This window comes from Phenylobacterium sp. LjRoot219 (assembly GCF_964252995.1).
Taxonomy (GTDB): Bacteria; Pseudomonadota; Alphaproteobacteria; order Caulobacterales; family Caulobacteraceae; genus Phenylobacterium.
The window spans coordinates 3496551-3513189 of the sequence record NZ_CAXUQI020000001.1; the positions used below are offsets into that span (position 1 = coordinate 3496551).

The following is a 16639-nucleotide window of genomic DNA, read 5'->3' on the forward strand; positions in this document are numbered from 1 at the left end:
GCATCAGGCGCTCAGTCGTACCAGGCGCGGCCGGCCCGCTCGATCAGGGCGAAGGCCCCGGCCGGACCCCAGCTGCCGGCGGCGTAGGGCTTGGGCGTCAGGCCGGCCTCGCGCCAGGCCGCGGCGACGCCGTCGACCCAGCGCCAGGCCTCCTCGACCTCGTCGCGGCGGACGAACAGGGTGGAGTTGCCCTTGATCGCGTCGAGCAGCAGCCGCTCGTAGGCGATCCGGCGCCGCGCGCCCGGCCCCTCGTAGGCGCGGAGCAAGCTCAGCGACAGCGGCAGCGCCTGCAGCCGCATGCCGCCGGCGGTCAGCCCGGGCGCCTTGTTCATCAAGGTGAGCTCGATGTCCTCGTCCGGCTGCAGGTCGATGATCAGCCGGTTGGCGACCAGGTCGTCCTTGGCCTGGCCGTCGAAGATCGAGTGCGGCACCGGCTTGAACTGGATGGCGATCTGGGTGCGCCGCTCGGGCAGCCGCTTGCCCGTGCGCAGGAAGAACGGCACGCCGGCCCAGCGCCAGTTGTCGATGTCGGCGCGCAGCGCGACGAAGGTCTCCGTCCCGCTCTCCTGGCCGCGCTCTTCCTGATAGCCCTTGACCTGCTTTCCGCCGACGACGCCGGGGGTGTACTGGCCGCGGATGCTCCAGGTCTGGGCGTCGACCCGGCTGAAGCGGCGCAGGGAGCGCAGCACCTTGACCTTCTCATTGCGCACGGAGTCCGGCTCCATGTCGCTGGGCGGCTCCATCGCCACCAGGCAGAGCAGCTGCAGCATGTGGTTCTGCAGCATGTCGCGCAGCGCGCCGTACTCGTCATAGTAGGGCCAGCGGTCGCCCACCCCTTCCGTCTCGGCCACGGTGATCTGCACGTGGTCGATGGTCAGGTTGTTCCACAGCGGCTCGAACAGGGTGTTGGCGAAGCGCAGCGCGATCAGGTTCTGCACCGTCTCCTTGCCGAGGTAGTGGTCGATGCGGAAGATCCGCTCCTCGTCGAACACCGCGCCGACGGCGACGTTGATCTCGCGCGACGTCTCCAGGTCGCGGCCGACCGGCTTCTCCAGCACGATGCGGGTGTGGTCGTGGGCAAGGCCCGCCGCGGCCAGCGCCACGCAGACCCGGCCATAGAGGCTGGGCGACAGCGCCAGATAGAAGACCGGGGCTTTCAGCCCCTCCAGCATCGGCTTCAGCTGCTCCGCGCCGGCTTCGGTGGTGGCGTCGGCGGAGGTGAAGTCGAGCCGCGCCTCGAAGCGCTTCCAGACCGTCTCGTCGAGGCCCTCCGGTCGGGCGGCGAGCAGGTCGCGGACCTGGGCGACGAACTCGTCGTGGGTCAGTTGCGCCCGGGCGGTCGCCAGCACCTTGAAGTTCGGCGGCAGGAAGCCGTCGGCGTCCAGGTGATAGAGCGACGGGATCAGCATCCGGTGCGAAAGGTCGCCGGTGGCGCCGAAAAGGACGATCGCGTCAGCCTGCCAAGTCTCGATCATGCCGCAGCCTTCTCACGCAGACGTAAATACCAAGAGAAGCGTCGGGATGCGCGGATTGCAGCGCCTCCGTCAAGGCCTCGGCCAAGTTGCCGTCAATAAGGCAGAGGCGTCCAAGCGGCGCCTCAATCCTGAGGAACTTAGCCGTGAACCGGGGATCGACCCGGGGCGCTCGTGCGTTTCCAAGCGACTTTTTCGAGGGGCGAAGTGTTTGCATGATTTCTGAGGAACTCACGGTCGGCCTTCCTGCGCCCAAGCCATTGCGCCTGGAGGCGACCGCGCTCTTTCTCGACCTTGACGGCACCCTGGCGCCGTTCGCCGCGCGGCCGCAGGACGTCCGTCCGGACCCACGGCGCACGCGTCTGCTGGAGCGTCTGGAGCCGGCGCTGGACGGCCGTCTGGCGGTCGTCAGCGGCCGCACGCTGGCCGATGTCGACCGGATTCTCGAAGGCCGGGTGACCGCGGTGGCCGCGGTCCACGGCCTGGTCCGCCGCGAGGCCGACGGGTCGCTCAGCCAGACCCCGTGCCACCCGGCGCTCGAGACGGTCCGGGAGCAGTGCCGCGAGTTCGCCCGCCGCGACCCCGGCCTGATCGTCGAGGACAAGGGCCTGAGCGTCACCCTGCACTACCGACTGGCGCCCGCGCACGGCCACGCCGCGCGCCGCTGGGCCGAAGAGATGGCGGCCACCACCGGCCTGGTCCTGCAGCATGGCGACATGGTCGAGGAGCTGCGCACGCCCGGCCCGAACAAGGGCGACAGCGTGGCCGAGTTCCTGGAGCTGCCGCCGTTCGCCGGCGCCCGTCCGGTGTTCCTCGGCGACGACGCCACCGATGAGCACGGCTTCGAGGCGGTGCAGGCCCACGGCGGCGTGGGCATTCTGATCGGGCCTGGCCGGCCCACGGCGGCGCGTCGCCGTCTTCTGGGAGTCGAGGAGGCGCTGGCCTGGCTCGAAGCTGCGCTATGAGTCGACTGATCGTTGTTTCCAATCGCGTCAATCCGCCCTCGGGCAAGGGCGACGAGAGCGTCGGCGGCCTGGCCATGGCGCTGGCCGCCGCGCTGCGCGAGTACTCCGGCCTGTGGTTCGGCTGGAGCGGCAAGACCACGCCGGAGTTCACCGGCCAGCTGTCGATGCTGCGGATCGACGGGGTGACCGTCGCCACCGTCGACCTCGAGGACGCCGACATCGACGAGTACTACAACGGCTACGCCAACAAGACGCTGTGGCCGCTGTTCCACTACCGGCAGGACCTGACCGCGTACGACCGGGCCTATGGCGAGGGCTACGAGCGGGTGAACCGCCGCTTCGCCGAAACCCTGCGGCCGCTGATCGAGCCGGGCGACTTGGTCTGGATCCACGACTACCACCTGATCCCGCTGGGCCGGGAGCTGCGCAAGCTCGGCGTGACCAACCGGATGGGCTTCTTCCTGCACGTGCCCTGGCCGGCGCACCAGCTGATCACCACCCTGCCGGGCCACAAGCAGCTGGTGCAGGCGATGTTCGACTACGACCTGGTCGGCTTCCACACCGCCGAATACCGCCAGGCGTTCGAGGAGTACGTGCTGAACGAGACCGCCGGCGAGCAGCTCGGCCCCGGCGTGTGGAAGGCGTTCGGCCGCACCGTGCAGGTCGGCTCCTATCCCATCGGCATCGACGCGGCCGACTTCCAGAAGCTGGTCCGCTCGCCGCGCGCGGTGCGGATGCGCGACATCATGATGGCCTCGACGGTCTTCCGGCACCTGATCGTCGGAGTCGACCGGCTCGACTATTCAAAGGGCATGGAGGAGCGCTTCCTCGGCTTCGAGCGCTTCCTGATCGACAACCCCGAACTGCGGCGCGAGGTGCTGATGCTGCAGATCGCGCCGGTCAGCCGCGAAGGCGTCGAGGCCTACCAGGAGATCCGCGCGCGGCTCGACTCCCTGTCCGGCCGGATCAACGGCGAGTTCTCCGACATCGACTGGGCCCCGTTCCGGTACGTCAATAAGAACTACCGCCGCGACGAGCTGGCCGGGATCTACCGGGCCGCCCGCGTCGGCCTGGTCACCCCGTTGCGCGACGGCATGAACCTGGTGGCCAAGGAGTACGTCGCCGCCCAGGACCCGGAGAATCCCGGCGTGCTGATCCTGTCGCGGTTCGCCGGCGCCGCGCGCCAGCTGAACCAGGCGCTGTTGGTCAATCCCAACAGCCCTGAGGACGTGGCCGAGGCCCTCAAGCAGGCGCTGGCGATGGAGAAGCCGGAGCGGATCCGCCGCTGGGAGGCGCTGAACGAGAACGTCCAGCGCGAAGACGTGACCGCCTGGCGCGACGCCTTCGTCGCCGACCTCGAGCAGGTGGCGGCGCGGCCGGCGAAGATGGCGAGTTGAGGACTGGATGGCCGCCGAACCGAAGCTCGCCCGCTACCGCGCCAAGCGCGACTTCACCAAGACCGCCGAGCCCGAGGGCGCGGCCCGCACCAAGCCGTCCAATCGGCTGCGGTTCGTCATCCAGAAGCATGCGGCGAGCCGGCTGCATTTCGACTTCCGCCTCGAGCTGGACGGGGTGTTCAGGTCCTGGGCCGTGACCAAGGGCCCGTCGCTCGACCCGCACGACCGCCGACTGGCGGTCGAGGTCGAGGACCATCCGCTCGACTATGGGGACTTCGAAGGCACCATCCCCAAGGGCGAATACGGCGGCGGCACGGTCATGCTGTGGGACCGCGGCTACTGGGAGCCGGAGCCCGGGACCGACCCGCACGACGGCCTGAAGCGGGGCGACTTCAAGTTCGTGCTGCAAGGCGAGCGGCTGAAGGGCGGCTTCGTGCTGGTCAGGATGAAGCGCCGCGAGCGGGAGAAGACCGACAGCTGGCTGCTGATCAAGCACCACGACGGCTACGCGGTCGACGGCGACGGCGAGCGGCTGGTCGACGAGGCCGTCACCTCGGTCGCCTCGGACCGGACGATGGAGGAGATCACCGACGGCAAGGGCAAGGGGCCCAAGCCGTTCATGAGCCGGGCGCGCGGCCGCGCCTCGGCCAAGGCGGTGTGGAACTCGAACCGCCCGGCGGAGCCTGCGCCGCCGGCCCCGTTGAAGACCGCGCCGGCCCCGAAGCTGAAGAAGGCCGCGGCCCTGCCGGGCTTCATCGCCCCGCAGCTCGCCAAGTCGGTGGACCGGCCGCCGCCCGGCCAGGGCTGGGCCCACGAGATCAAGTTCGACGGTTATCGCCTGCAGCTGCGCATCGAGCACGGCGAGGCCACGCTGAAGACCCGCACCGGCCTCGACTGGACGCCGAAGTTCCAGGAGATCGCCCGCGCCGGCGCGCACCTCCCCGACGCCCTGGTCGACGGCGAGGCCTGCGCCCTGGACCACGACGGCGCGCCGGACTTCCCGGCGCTGCAGGCGGCGCTCGCCGCCGGCCAGACCCAGAACCTGGTGTTCTTCGCCTTCGACCTGCTGTTCGCCGACGGCGAGGACTTGCGCGGCCTGCCGCTGCACGCGCGCAAGGAACGGCTCAAGGATCTGCTCGCCGGCGCCGGCAAGAAGCTTGGCCCGCGGATCCGCTACGTCGATCATTTCGAGACCGGCGGCCAGGCGGTGCTGGAATCGGCCTGTCGCATGGGACTGGAGGGCATCGTGTCGAAACGGCTCGACTCCCCGTACCGCTCGGATCGCAGCGACGCCTGGCTGAAGGCCAAGTGCCGCGCCGGCCACGAGGTGGTGATCGGCGGCTGGATGGGCGAGCCGGGCCAGCTGCGCTCGCTGCTGGCCGGCGTGCACAAGGACGGCCAGCTGGTCTATGTCGGCCGGGTCGGCACCGGCTTCGGCCGCGACGTGGTCGCCCGCGTGCTGCCGAAGCTGGAGCGGCTGAAGACCGACAAGAGCCCGTTCTCCGGCGCCGGCGCCCCGCGCAGGGAGCCGACCCTCAACTGGGCGCGGCCGGAGCTGGTCGCCGAGATCGAGTTCGCCGGCTTCACCGGCGACGGCAAGGTCCGCCAGAGCGCCTTCAAGGGCCTGCGCGACGACAAGCCGGCCAGCGAGGTGGTCGCCGAAACCCCCGCCCCGGTCGACCAGGTCGAGCTCCGGCGGCCGGCGGCGGCCACCGCAGCGCCCGATCCCCGCACCACCGCCAAGGTGCCGCCGCGGCCCAAGCGGACCGACAACGTCGTGCTCGGCGTCACCCTGTCCAATCCCGACAAGCCGCTGTGGACCGACGCGCGCGACGACCGGCCGGTGACCAAGCTCGACCTTGCGCACTACTACGAGACCGTCGGCCCCTGGATGCTGCAACACCTGAAGGGCCGGCCCTGCTCGATCGTCCGCACCCCCGACGGCGTCTTCGCCGAGGAGCGGTTCTTCCAGCGCCACGCCGGCAAGGGCTCCTCGCCGCTGCTCACCGAGGTCGAGGTGTTCGGCGATCACAAGCCCTACCTGCAGGCCGACAGCGTCGAGGCGCTGATCGCGCTGGCCCAGGTCGCCGCCGTCGAGCTGCACCCGTGGAACTGCCAGCCGTTCCAGCCGGAGGTTCCCGGCCGCCTGGTGTTCGACCTCGACCCCGACGAGGACCTGCCGTTCAGCCGGGTGGTCGAAGGCGCGCTGGCGGTGAAGGCACGGCTGGAGGCGCTGGGCCTGGTCGCCTTCTGCAAGACCACCGGCGGCAAGGGGCTGCACGTCGTCACGCCGCTGCAGAACGGCAAGGGCGAGGCCGATTGGCCGACCGCCAAGACCTTCGCCCAGGACGTCTGCCTGGCGATCGCCGCCGACGCCCCCGGCCGCTACGTGGTCAACATGGCCAAGGCCAAGCGGGTCGGCCGGATCTTCCTCGACTACCTACGCAACGACCGCATGTCGACGGCGGTCGCCCCGCTGTCGCCGCGCGCCCGGGCCGGCGCGCCGGTGTCGTTTCCGCTGGAGTGGAAGGCGGTCACCCCGCGGCTCGACCCGAAGGTCTACACCCTGCGCACCGCCCCGGCCCGGCTGAAGAAGACCAAGCCCTGGGCCGACTACTGCGAAGCCGGACGGCCGCTGCAGGACGCGATCGCGAAGCTGAAGCGCTAGGCCAGATCCTCCCCCTCAGGGGGAGGTGGCCCGGAGCGCCGGAGGGGGTTGAAGCCCTCCAGAGACAGCGGCCTTCAACCCCCTCACCCGCTTCGCGGGAGCTCCCCCTGAGGGGGAGCATCGCCTCATGCGAAGCTGGCTGAGGGGCGCTCCGCGCACGCCGCACAGCCGCGCCGTTTCGCCACGCGACCTCTTGGCCCAGTCCCTAAAAGCCCAGGCTGCTCCATCCTGGCGATCCATTCGGTGCGCCCAGAACCTCTGGCGGCGAACCTCGGATCACACACCCAATGACGCGGGCCTGCTCCCGTTCGTGGGAGCAACGGAGCCCGCCCTTTGCTGGACGAGCCAAGCAAGTCGCGTCGCCAGTTCCTCGGCGCGTCCCTCGCCCTGGCCAGCGCCGCGGCCTTCAGCACGACCGCCTTCAGTACGAAAGCCTTCGCCGCCCCCAACCTCGCCGCCCTCGCCCGCGCGGAGCTGCAGCGGGTCGGCGGCGCGGTCAGCCGCCGTGACGTGGTCGCGGTCGCCGACTTCAGCCAGCCCTCCAGCGCCCCGCGCCTGCACCTCGTCGACATGGCGAGCGGCCGGGTGAACAGCCTGCTGGTCGCCCACGGCCGCGGCTCCGACCCGGCGCACAGCGGCTGGGTGCGGCGCTTCTCCAACGCCCCCGGCTCCTACGCCTCGTCGGACGGGGCCTATGTCACCGGCGCCTACTACGCCGGCAAGCACGGCCGCTCGATGAAGCTGCACGGCCTGGACCCGAGCAACAACAACGCCGAGGCGCGCGCCATCGTCGTCCACGCCGCCCCCTACGTCAGCCCGGCGATCGCCCGCCAGCGCGGCGTGCTCGGCCGCAGCGAGGGCTGTTTCGCCGTCGCTGGCGGCGACCTCAACGAAGTGCTCGCCCGCCTCGGCCCCGGTCGCCTGCTGGTCGCCGGCAAGTTCCAGGTCTGAAAAAATCTACCTCCCCCGCGAAGCGGCGGGAGGCAGACGGTTGCGCCGGTCAATTCCCTCTTGATCCCGCTCAAGGTGGGCCGGGCTTGGCGGCGTTAGGCCTGCCGCATGACCTCCCCCGCCACCCCCTACGTCCTGATCGGCCAGACCGAAGGCGTCCGCCGGCTGGTCGACGCCTTCTACGACATCATGGATCGCGAGCCGGCGTTCGCCGCCTTGCGGGCGGTCCACGCCGCCGACCTTGCGCCGATGCGCGGGCGGCTGAGCGACTGGTTCAGCCAGTGGATGGGCGGCCCGAGGCTCTACGCCCAGCGCCATCCCGACCGGCCCTGCGTCGTCTCGGCCCACGCGGCCTTTCGCATCGACCAGCGCCTGGCCGACGACTGGATGGCCTGCATGCGGCTGGCCTTCGACGCCGCCGGCGTCCCGCAGCCGTTCCGCACCCTGGTCGACCCGGCGCTGGCCGGCATGTGCCAGGCGCTAAGGAACGAACCGGCCGCTTAGAGCGGTCCGCTCGCCTCGCCCAACTCGCGCCGTCATCCCGGCCGGAGCGAAGCGAAGAGCCGGGACCCAGGGCGGCGCGCACCGCCCCTGGGTCCCGGATCGGCCTACAGGCCGTCCGGGATGACGGTTCATAAGGGGTGGCTCTGCCTTGAGGGGGCGCCTCAGGCCCGCTTCTTCGCCGGGGCCTTCTTGGCCGGGGCCTTGGCCGCCGATTTGCCGCCGCCGCCGGCGCGGGCCGGGGCCTTGGCGGCCGGCTTGCGGCGTTCGCCGCCGCCGGTCTGGCCGAGGCTGCGGCGCAGCGCCTCCATCAGGTCGATGACCTCGGCCTCCTTCGGCTCGGCCGGGGCGGTGACCGTCGAGCCCTTCTCCTTGGCCTTGATCAAGGTCCGCAGCGCGTCCTCGTAGCGGTCGTTGAACTGGCTGGGGTCGAACGGGCCTTCCTGCTGCTCGATGATCCGGGTGGCGATGTCGACCATCTGCGGATTGGGCTTCTGCTCGGGGATGCGGTCGAAGAATTCGCCGGCGGTCTTCACCTCGCGGTTCGAGCGCAGGGTGAAGGCGACGATGCCGCGGTCGCGCGGCTCCAGCGCCATCAGCCGTTCGCGCTGATGCATGACCAACCGGCCCAGCGCCACCTGGCCGGCCGCGGTCATCGCCTCGCGGATGACGGTGAAGGCCTCCACCGCCATGTCGCCGTCCGGCACCAGATAGTAGGGCTCGTTCCAGTAGAGCCGGTCGATGTCGCTCTCGTCGACGAAGCGCTCAATGTCGAGGGTGCGGGTGGTCTCCAGCCGCACGCTCTTGATCTCCTCGTCGGTGACGACGACGTAGCGGCCCTTCTCGATCTCATAGCCCTTGACGATGTCCGAGCGGTCCACCGGCCCGGTCTCCGGGTCGGTGGGGATCATCTTGATGCGGTTGTGGGTGGCGTTGTGCAGCATGTTGAAGCGCACCTCGCTGCCGCTGGCGGTGGCGGTGTAGAGCGCCACCGGGCAGCTCACGAGGCTCAGCCGCAGGTAGCCCTGCCAGGTCGGACGGGTGGCCATGACGCGCTCCGGGGTCGGTCCAGAGTCCGGAAACGCCGGCGTAGGGGATTCAGTTCGGGGCGTGAAGATGCTCCCCCTCAGGGGGAGCTGTCGCGAAGCGACTGAGGGGGGTTGAGGGCCGCAAGCGCCGGGGGCTTCACCCCCCTCCGGCCCTTCGGGCCACCTCCCCCTGAGGGGGAGGATCTGCGGCGGCATGGAACTTGACTCTCCCCCTCGCGAGTTTCAGAACAAAACTAGAACGAAAGGAGTCCCTGGCCCATGTCCTCAGCTCCCGCAGCCGGGCGCCTGGCCGCCGTGCGGGCGAAGGTCGCCGCCCTCGAGGCCGGCGCGCGGACGCAGGCCGGCCGGCTGGCCTTCGGCGCGGCGGAAGTCGACGACGCGCTCGGCGGCGGCTTAGCCCTGGGCCGCTGGCACGAGGTCGGCGGCGACGGGCTGGAGGCGGAGACCTCGGCTGCGCCGGCGGCCTTCACCGCCCTGCTGGCCGCCCCGCTCGCCCGCCTGGGCTGGGCGGTCTGGGTGCTTCGGCGCGACGACCTCTGGACGCCGGGGCTGGAGGGCCTGGGCTTCCCGCCGCAGCGGCTGATCCAGGTCTGCGCCCGCGACGAGGCCGAGGCGCTGGGGGTGATGGAGGACGCGCTGGCGACCGCGGGCGTCGCCGCGGTGATCGGCGAGGTCGCGGCCGTCGACCTGACCGCCGGCCGGCGGCTGCAGCTGGCCTGCGAGCGCGGCGGGGCGACCGGCTTCGTCATCCACCGCCGGCCGTTCGGCGGCCCCAGTCTGCCGAAGGGGGCCCAGCGCGAGGCGACCGGCTCGGCGGCGGCCACCCGCTGGCGGGCGGCCTCGGCCCCTTCCGACCCGCCGGCCGGGGAGTTCGGCCTGGGCGCGCCGCGCTTCCACGCGACGCTCGAACGCTGCCGGGGCGGTCGTCCCGGCGCCTGGCTCTTCGAAGCGAAGAGCGCTTTCACCGGGGAGGCCTGGAATGGGACGCATCCTCTGCGCCTGGTCGCCGACCTGGGCGATCGCCAACTGGCGCCGACGCCATCCATCCGCCGCGTCGCCTGAGGCGGCGAACGGCCCGAGCGCAGAGCTGGCGGCTAGGACGAAAACACCCTCTCAGTCGGCTTCGCCGACAGCTCCCCCGCAAGCGGTGGAGCATCTTCGGCCGAGATCCTCCACCGCGCAGCGGGGGAGGTGGATCGCGCCGCAGGCGCGAGACGGAGGGGGCGTTGCTGCGCCTTCTCCTCCCCCGCCCTTCGCCCTGCTGGAGACCGTGCGCGGGGCCCGGCGGCTGGCGGCGGTCAGCCTGGAGGCGGCGCGGCTGAAGCTCTATCCGGGCCAGAAGGCGACCGACGCCTTCGCCCTGGTTCCCGAGCTGGCGACCGCCGCGGCCGAGCCGGAGGCCGACCTCGCCGCCCTGGCCGAGCTAGTCCATTGGTGCGTGCGCTTCTCGCCGGCGGTCGCGCTCGATCCGCCGGACGGGCTGTTTCTCGACGTCGCCGGCGTCGCCCACCTGTGGGGCGGCGAGCCCGAGATGCTGGCCGACTTCCGCGCCCGGCTCGCCGCCAACGGCCTGCCGTTCCGACTGGCGATCGCCGACACCCCGGGCGCAGCCTGGGCGCTGGCCCACTTCGGCCAGGACGGCGCGATCGCGGAGCCGAACGGCCAGGCGGCGCAACTGGCCGCGCTGCCGCCGGCGGCGCTGCGGCTGGACGCCGACACCGCCGCGCAGATCGAACGGCTGGGCTTTCGAAGGCTCGGCCAGCTGCTGGAGCTGCCGCGCGCGCCGCTCGGCCGCCGGTTCGGGGCCCAGAGCCTGCTGCGGCTGGACCAGGCGCTGGGCCGCGCGCCCGAGGCGCTGGCCTTCCGCCGCCCGCCGACGCCGTGGTTCGCCCGGCTGGCCTTCGCCGAACCGATCAGCGCGCCGGAGGACCTCGCCCGCGTCGCCGTCGACATCTCGGCCAGGCTGTGCGCGGCGCTGGAGGCCAAGGACCAGGGCGCGCGGCGCTTCGAGCTCGCCTACCACCGGCTCGACGGCAAGGCGCTGAGCGTGACGGTCGGCCTGTCGCGGGCCGGCCGCGATCCCGTGCGGCTCGGCAAGCTGTTCGCCCCCAAGCTGGAGACCATCGACCCCGGCTTCGGCATCGAGGTGGTGACGCTCAGCGCCCACGAGGTCGAGCCGATCGGCGCGCGCCAGGCGTGGCTGGACGCCGATCATCAGTCGACGGACGAAGCCCTCGCGCCGCTGGTCGACCGGCTGGTCAACCGGCTGGGCGAGAGCCGCGTCTGGCGCGCCGCGCCGTTCCAAAGCCATGTGCCGGAGCAGGCGGCGACCCGCGGCAAGCCGCTCGGGCCGGCCGCCGCGACCCCGTTCTGGGCCCCGGAGACGCCGCGGCCGGTGCGGCTGTTCCGTCGGCCCGAGCCGGTCGACGGGGTGATCGCGCTGACCCCGGACGATCCGCCCAGCCAGTTCCGCTGGCGCAACCGCGTCCACCGGGTGCGCCGCGCCGAGGGCCCGGAACGGATCGCCGCCGAATGGTGGAAGGCCGAGATCGAGCAGGTCGAGGTCGGCCACGTGCGCGACTACTACCGCGTCGAAGACCAGGACGGCGGCCGCTTCTGGCTGTTCCGCGCCGGGCTGTACGAACCGGCGCAGCCGGCGAGGTGGTGGCTGCACGGGGTGTTCGGATGACTTCCCTCCCCTTTATGGGGAGGGGACGACCGCGAAGCGGCCAGGGGTGGGGAAGTATGGGCCCGACACCCGCCTCCCAGCTTGAACCACCCTTCCCCACCCTGCTCGCCTTCGGCGAGCTGTCCCTCCCCATAAAGGGGAGGGAAGCATGACCCGCTACGCCGAGCTGCAGGCGACCAGCAACTTCTCCTTCCTGCAGGGGGCCTCGCATCCGGGCGAGCTGGTGCTCGGGGCCGAGGCGCTGGGGCTGGCGGCGGTGGGGATCTGCGACCGCAACACCCTGGCCGGCGTGGTGCGGGCCTGGAGCGAGGCCGGCAAGCGGCGCGAGGCGGGCTCTACGGTCCGCGCGCTGACCGGCTGCCGGCTGGAGTTCGCCGACCACACGCCGAGCCTGCTGGTCTACCCCACCGACCGCGAGGCCTACGCCCGGCTGACCCGGCTTCTGACGCTCGGCCAGCGGCGGGCGGAGAAGGGCGGCTGCGAGCTGCACCTTTCCGACTTCCTCGACCACGCCGCGGGCCAGCTCTGCCTGGTGGTCCCGCCCGAGCGGCTGGACGAGGCCTTCGAGCGCGACCTGGCGCGGCTGGCCGGCGAGTTGCGGGGAAACCTCTGGCTGGCGGCCGCCCGCCGCTACGGCGCGCGCGACCTGGCCCGGCTGTCCAGGCTTGCGGCGCTGGGCGAGCGCTTCGGCGCCCCGATGGTCGCCACCAACGACGTGCTCTACCACGGGCCCGAGCGACGGCCGCTGCAGGACGTGCTGACCTGCATCGGCCTGAACTGCACCGTCCACGAGGCGGGGTTGCGGCTGCAGGCCAACGCCGAGCGGCACCTGAAGACCCCCGGCGAGATGGCCCGACTGTTCGCCCGCTTCCCCGGCGCGGTGGAGCGCAGCGTCGAGATCGCCGGGCGGATCGGCTTCGACCTCGGCCAGCTGCGCTACGAATATCCGGACGAGCCGGTGCCGCGCGGCAAGACGGCCATCCAGCACCTGCGCGACCTGACCTGGGCGGGCGCGGCCTGGCGCTTCCCCCGGGGCGTGCCGGAGCGCGAGAAGGAGACCATCGCCCGCGAGCTCGCGCTGATCGAGAAGCTCGACTTCCCCAACTACTTCCTGACCGTCCACGACGTGGTCCGCTGGGCCCGCGAGCAAGACATCCTCTGCCAGGGCCGCGGCTCGGCGGCCAATTCGCTGGTCTGCTTCTGCCTCGGCATCACCGCGGTTGACCCGACCAAGCCCGGCCAGGACCTGCTGTTCTCGCGCTTCATTTCCGAGAGCCGCGGCGAGCCGCCGGACATCGACGTCGACTTCGAGCACGAGCGGCGCGAGGAGGTGATGCAGTACATCTTCTGCCGCTACGGCCGCGAGCGCGCGGCGATCGTCGCCACCGTCATCCACTACCGGCCGCGCATGGCGATCCGCCAGGTCGGCAAGGCGCTGGGGCTGACCGAGGACATCACCGCGGCGCTGGCCGGCACGGTCTGGGGCTCGTGGGGCGACGGCGTGCCTGACGAGCACGTGCGCCAGACCGGCCTCGACCCCGACGCGCCGGAGATCCGCCGCGCCACCGCGCTCGCCCAACAGCTGCTGGGCTTCCCGCGCCACCTGTCGCAGCACGTCGGCGGCTTCGTGCTGACCCAGCGCCGGCTCGACGAGACCGTGCCGATCGGCAATGCGGCCATGCCCGACCGCACCTTCATCGAGTGGGACAAGGACGACATCGACGCGCTCGGCCTGATGAAGGTCGACGTGCTGGCGCTGGGCATGCTGACGGCGCTGAAGAAGAGCCTCGACCTGCTGGGCCTCGCCGACATCGCCGACATCCCGCAGGAGGCGCCGGCGGTCTACACCATGCTCAGCAAGGCGGACTCGGTCGGCGTCTTCCAGGTCGAGAGCCGGGCGCAGATGTCGATGCTGCCCAGGATGAAGCCGCGCGAGTTCTACGACCTGGTGATCGAGGTGGCGATCGTCCGGCCGGGGCCGATCCAGGGCGACATGGTGCATCCCTACCTGCGCCGCCGCGAGGGCAAGGATCCCGTCGCCTACCCCTCGCCGGCCCCCGAGCACGGGCCGAAAGACGAGCTGGAGAAGATCCTCAAGAAGACGCTCGGCGTGCCGCTGTTCCAGGAGCAGGCGATGCGCATCGCCATCGAGGCGGCGAAGTTCAGCGACAACGAGGCCGACGGCCTGCGCCGGTCGATGGCCACCTTCCGCAACTACGGCAGCGTCGGGGTCTACGGGGTGAAGTTCGTCGAGGGGATGATCGCCCGCGGCTACGATCCGGAGTTCGCCCAGCGCTGCTTCCAGCAGATCGAGGGCTTCGGCTCCTACGGCTTCCCGGAGAGCCACGCGATCAGCTTCGCGCTGCTGGTCTACGCCTCGGCCTGGGTGAAGCAGGTGCGCCCGGACGTCTTCTGCTGCGCCCTGCTGAACAGCCAGCCGATGGGCTTCTACCAGCCGGCCCAGCTGGTCCGCGACGCCCGCGAGCACGGGGTCGCGGTGCGCCCGCCGGACGTGATGTGGAGCGACTGGGATTGCGGGTTGGAGCCCCCAGATCCTCCCCCTCAGGGGGAGGTGGCCGAAGGCCTGAGGGGGTTGCAGCCCACCAAGACCGCGGCCTTCAACCCCCTCAGTCCCTCCGGGACAGCTCCCCCTGAGGGGGAGCATCTGGGAGAACGCCCCCTCCCCGTCGGCCCCGCCCACTACCGGCCGCTGCGCCTCGGTCTGCGGCAGGTCCGCGGGCTGAAGGCCGACGAGGGGCGCAAGCTGGTCGAGGCGCGGGCGGACGGCGCCCGGTCGTTCGAGGACTTCGCCCTGCGTTCCGGCGTCACCCGCCGCACCCTGGAGCTCCTGGCCGAGGCCGACGCCTTCCGCTCGCTCGGGCTCGACCGGCGCCAGGCGCTGTGGGCGGTCAAGGGGCTGGCCGGCGAGATCAACGCCGAACAGGACGCCCCGCTGCTGGCCCGCGGGCGGCCCAAGGAGGTGCAGGTCGAGCTGCCGTTCATGAGCCCGGCGCAGCACGTCGCCGAGGACTACCGGACCACCAGCCTGTCGCTGAAGGCCCACCCCGTCGGCTTCTTCCGCGGCGAGCTCGATCAGATGGGCGCGGTCCCCGCCGCGGGCCTGAAGCGCCTGCGCAACGGCCGGCGGGTGTCGGTCGGCGGGCTGGTGCTGGTGCGCCAGCGGCCGGGCACCGCCAAGGGCGTGGTGTTCCTGACGCTGGAGGATGAGACCGGGGTCGCCAACATCGTCGTCTGGCGCGACGCCTTCGAGGCCAACCGCCGGCTGGTGATGGGCGCGGCCTTCCTGGTGGTGCACGGGAAGCTGCAGCTCGAGGGCGAGGTGGTCCACCTGGTGGCGGAAAAATTCACCGACCTGTCGCCGAAGCTGTCGGCGATGCGCGAAGCCGAACGTCCTGAGACGGAGACCGCACCTGAGGTCCGCTCGAAGGTGTCCGGCCGGCTGATCCGCAGCCGCGATTTCCACTGACGGCGCGGCTCAGGTTAGGATCAGCCAGCAGAAGGGGAAGAGCCGATGGCTCAGCCAGTCCAGCTTCTCGTCGGCACCCGCAAGGGCGCCTGGATCTACCGCAGCGACGACGCCCGCCAGACCTGGCAGGTGCAGGGCCCGATCTTCCTCGGGGCGATCATCCACCACCTGGTGCCGGACCCGCGCGCGCCCGGGGTGCTGCTGATGGCGGCCTCCACCGGCCACCTCGGCCCGACCATCTACCGCTCCGAGGACGGCGGGCAGACCTGGACCGAGGCCGCCCGGCCGCCGGCCTTTCCCAAAGCCGAGGATCCCGCCGCCGGCCGGGCCGTGGACCACACCTTCTGGCTGGAGCCGGGCCACGCCGACGAGCCCGGCGTCTGGTGGGCCGGGACCTCGCCGCCGGCCCTGTTCGAGAGCCGCGACGGCGGCAAGAGCTGGGACAGCGTCGCCGGCTTCAACGACAATCCGATGTACCCGGCCTGGTGCCCGCCCGAAGCGGGGACGCCCGATGGCGCGCTGCTGAACCAGGTCAAGATCGACCCGCGCGACCCGACCCACATGTACCTCGCCACCTCGACCGGCGGGGTGTTCGAGAGCACGGACCGCGCGAAGAGTTGGCGGCCGCTGAACCAGAATGTCGAGGCCAGCTTTCTGCCCGATCCCTATCCGGAGTTCGGCCAGGACGCGCACTATATCGCGCTGGCGCCGACCAACCCCGACCGGCTCTGGCAGCAGAACCACTGCGGGATCTACCGGCTGGACCGGCCGGGCGAGCGCTGGGCGCGGATCGGCGAGGCCATGCCGCGGGAGATCGGCGACATCGGCTTCACCATCGTGCCGCACCCGACCTGCGCCGAAACCGCCTGGGTGTTCCCGATGGACGGCACCGAGGTCTGGCCCAGGGTCAGCCCGGGCGGCCGGCCGGCGGTCTACCGCACCCGCGACGCCGGCCTGAGCTGGGAGCGGCAGGACCAGGGCTTCCCGGCCGAGCAGGGCTGGTTCACCGTCAAGCGCCAGGCCTTCTGCGCCGACGCCGCCGCGCCGGCCGGCCTCTACCTCGGCACGACCGGCGGCGAGCTGTGGGCCAGCGGCGACGAGGGCGGCAGCTGGCGGCAGGTCGCCGCCCACCTGCCGGAGATCTACTCCGTGGTCGCGGCGCCGCTCTGATGGTGTCGGTGCTGATCCCCTCGCAGCTGATCGCCTACACCGACGGCGCGACGCGGGTGCAGGCGCAGGGCGCGACGGTCGAGGCCGCGCTCGACGACCTCGACCGGCGCTATCCAGGCCTGAAGTTCCGGGTGATCGACGAGCAGGACCGCATCCGCCGGCACATGCGCATCTTCGTCGGTCAGGACGAGGCCCGCGACGTCCGCCGCGCGCTCGCCCCCGGCGACGAGCTGATGATCTTCGGCGCGCTGAGCGGCGGCTGACCGCCGAAGTCGCGAGCCTTGAATCAT

12 protein-coding genes are annotated in these 16639 nt (G+C 71.8%); 10 read left to right on the forward strand and 2 right to left on the reverse strand.

What is annotated here, in order from left to right; translation table 11 throughout:
• Window positions 1-11: 11 nt before the first annotated feature.
• On the reverse strand, window positions 12-1475 hold the full coding sequence (gene zwf, locus ACSQ14_RS17095; RefSeq protein WP_436014929.1) for a glucose-6-phosphate dehydrogenase: 1464 nt from the start codon (window positions 1473-1475) through the stop codon (window positions 12-14).
• 212 nt (window positions 1476-1687) lie between these two features.
• Between zwf and otsB the strand changes: the two genes are divergently transcribed.
• The 5 genes from otsB to ACSQ14_RS17120 all read left to right on the forward strand — a co-directional run bounded on the left by otsB (window position 1688) and on the right by ACSQ14_RS17120 (window position 7957).
• Window positions 1688-2437, forward strand: a complete 750-nt coding sequence (otsB, locus tag ACSQ14_RS17100; RefSeq protein ID WP_436014931.1) for a trehalose-phosphatase — start codon at window positions 1688-1690, stop codon at window positions 2435-2437.
• Entirely contained in the window at window positions 2434-3834 is a 1401-nt protein-coding gene (locus ACSQ14_RS17105) for an alpha,alpha-trehalose-phosphate synthase (UDP-forming) (RefSeq protein ID WP_436014933.1), read from the forward strand. Before otsB ends, ACSQ14_RS17105 begins: the two co-directional genes overlap by 4 nt.
• A gap of 7 nt (window positions 3835-3841) precedes the next feature.
• The gene (gene ligD / locus ACSQ14_RS17110) at window positions 3842-6502 is read left to right on the forward strand and encodes a DNA ligase D (RefSeq protein WP_436014935.1); all 2661 of its coding nucleotides are present in this window, start codon (window positions 3842-3844) and stop codon (window positions 6500-6502) included.
• Window positions 6503-6835: 333 nt separating this feature from the next.
• Window positions 6836-7453 (forward strand): murein L,D-transpeptidase catalytic domain family protein, encoded by a 618-nt coding sequence (locus ACSQ14_RS17115; protein WP_436014937.1) that lies wholly within the window; start codon window positions 6836-6838, stop codon window positions 7451-7453.
• Window positions 7454-7561: 108 nt separating this feature from the next.
• Window positions 7562-7957 carry a group II truncated hemoglobin gene (locus ACSQ14_RS17120; RefSeq protein ID WP_436014938.1) on the forward strand — a complete coding sequence of 132 codons (396 nt, stop codon included), beginning with the start codon at window positions 7562-7564 and terminating at the stop codon, window positions 7955-7957.
• A 161-nt stretch (window positions 7958-8118) separates the two neighbouring features.
• On the opposite strand, the gene ACSQ14_RS17125 is transcribed toward ACSQ14_RS17120, so the two are convergent.
• Window positions 8119-9003, reverse strand: a complete 885-nt coding sequence (locus ACSQ14_RS17125; protein WP_436014940.1) for a Ku protein — start codon at window positions 9001-9003, stop codon at window positions 8119-8121.
• Window positions 9004-9261: 258 nt separating this feature from the next.
• On the opposite strand from ACSQ14_RS17125, the gene ACSQ14_RS17130 reads away from it, so the two are divergent.
• From ACSQ14_RS17130 to ACSQ14_RS17150, 5 genes are all read left to right on the forward strand, one after another.
• Window positions 9262-10065 (forward strand): ImuA family protein, encoded by an 804-nt coding sequence (locus tag ACSQ14_RS17130; protein ID WP_436014942.1) that lies wholly within the window; start codon window positions 9262-9264, stop codon window positions 10063-10065.
• Window positions 10066-10321: 256 nt separating this feature from the next.
• On the forward strand, window positions 10322-11692 hold the full coding sequence (locus ACSQ14_RS17135) for a DNA polymerase Y family protein (RefSeq protein WP_436015456.1): 1371 nt from the start codon (window positions 10322-10324) through the stop codon (window positions 11690-11692).
• A 148-nt stretch (window positions 11693-11840) separates the two neighbouring features.
• Window positions 11841-15179, forward strand: a complete 3339-nt coding sequence (locus ACSQ14_RS17140; protein WP_436014944.1) for an error-prone DNA polymerase — start codon at window positions 11841-11843, stop codon at window positions 15177-15179.
• A 45-nt stretch (window positions 15180-15224) separates the two neighbouring features.
• Window positions 15225-16349 carry a WD40/YVTN/BNR-like repeat-containing protein gene (locus ACSQ14_RS17145; protein WP_436014946.1) on the forward strand — a complete coding sequence of 375 codons (1125 nt, stop codon included), beginning with the start codon at window positions 15225-15227 and terminating at the stop codon, window positions 16347-16349.
• Window positions 16349-16612, forward strand: a complete 264-nt coding sequence (locus ACSQ14_RS17150) for a MoaD/ThiS family protein (protein WP_436014948.1) — start codon at window positions 16349-16351, stop codon at window positions 16610-16612. The genes ACSQ14_RS17145 and ACSQ14_RS17150 overlap by 1 nt, the downstream gene beginning before the upstream one ends.
• The last annotated feature ends 27 nt before the right edge of the window (window positions 16613-16639 follow it).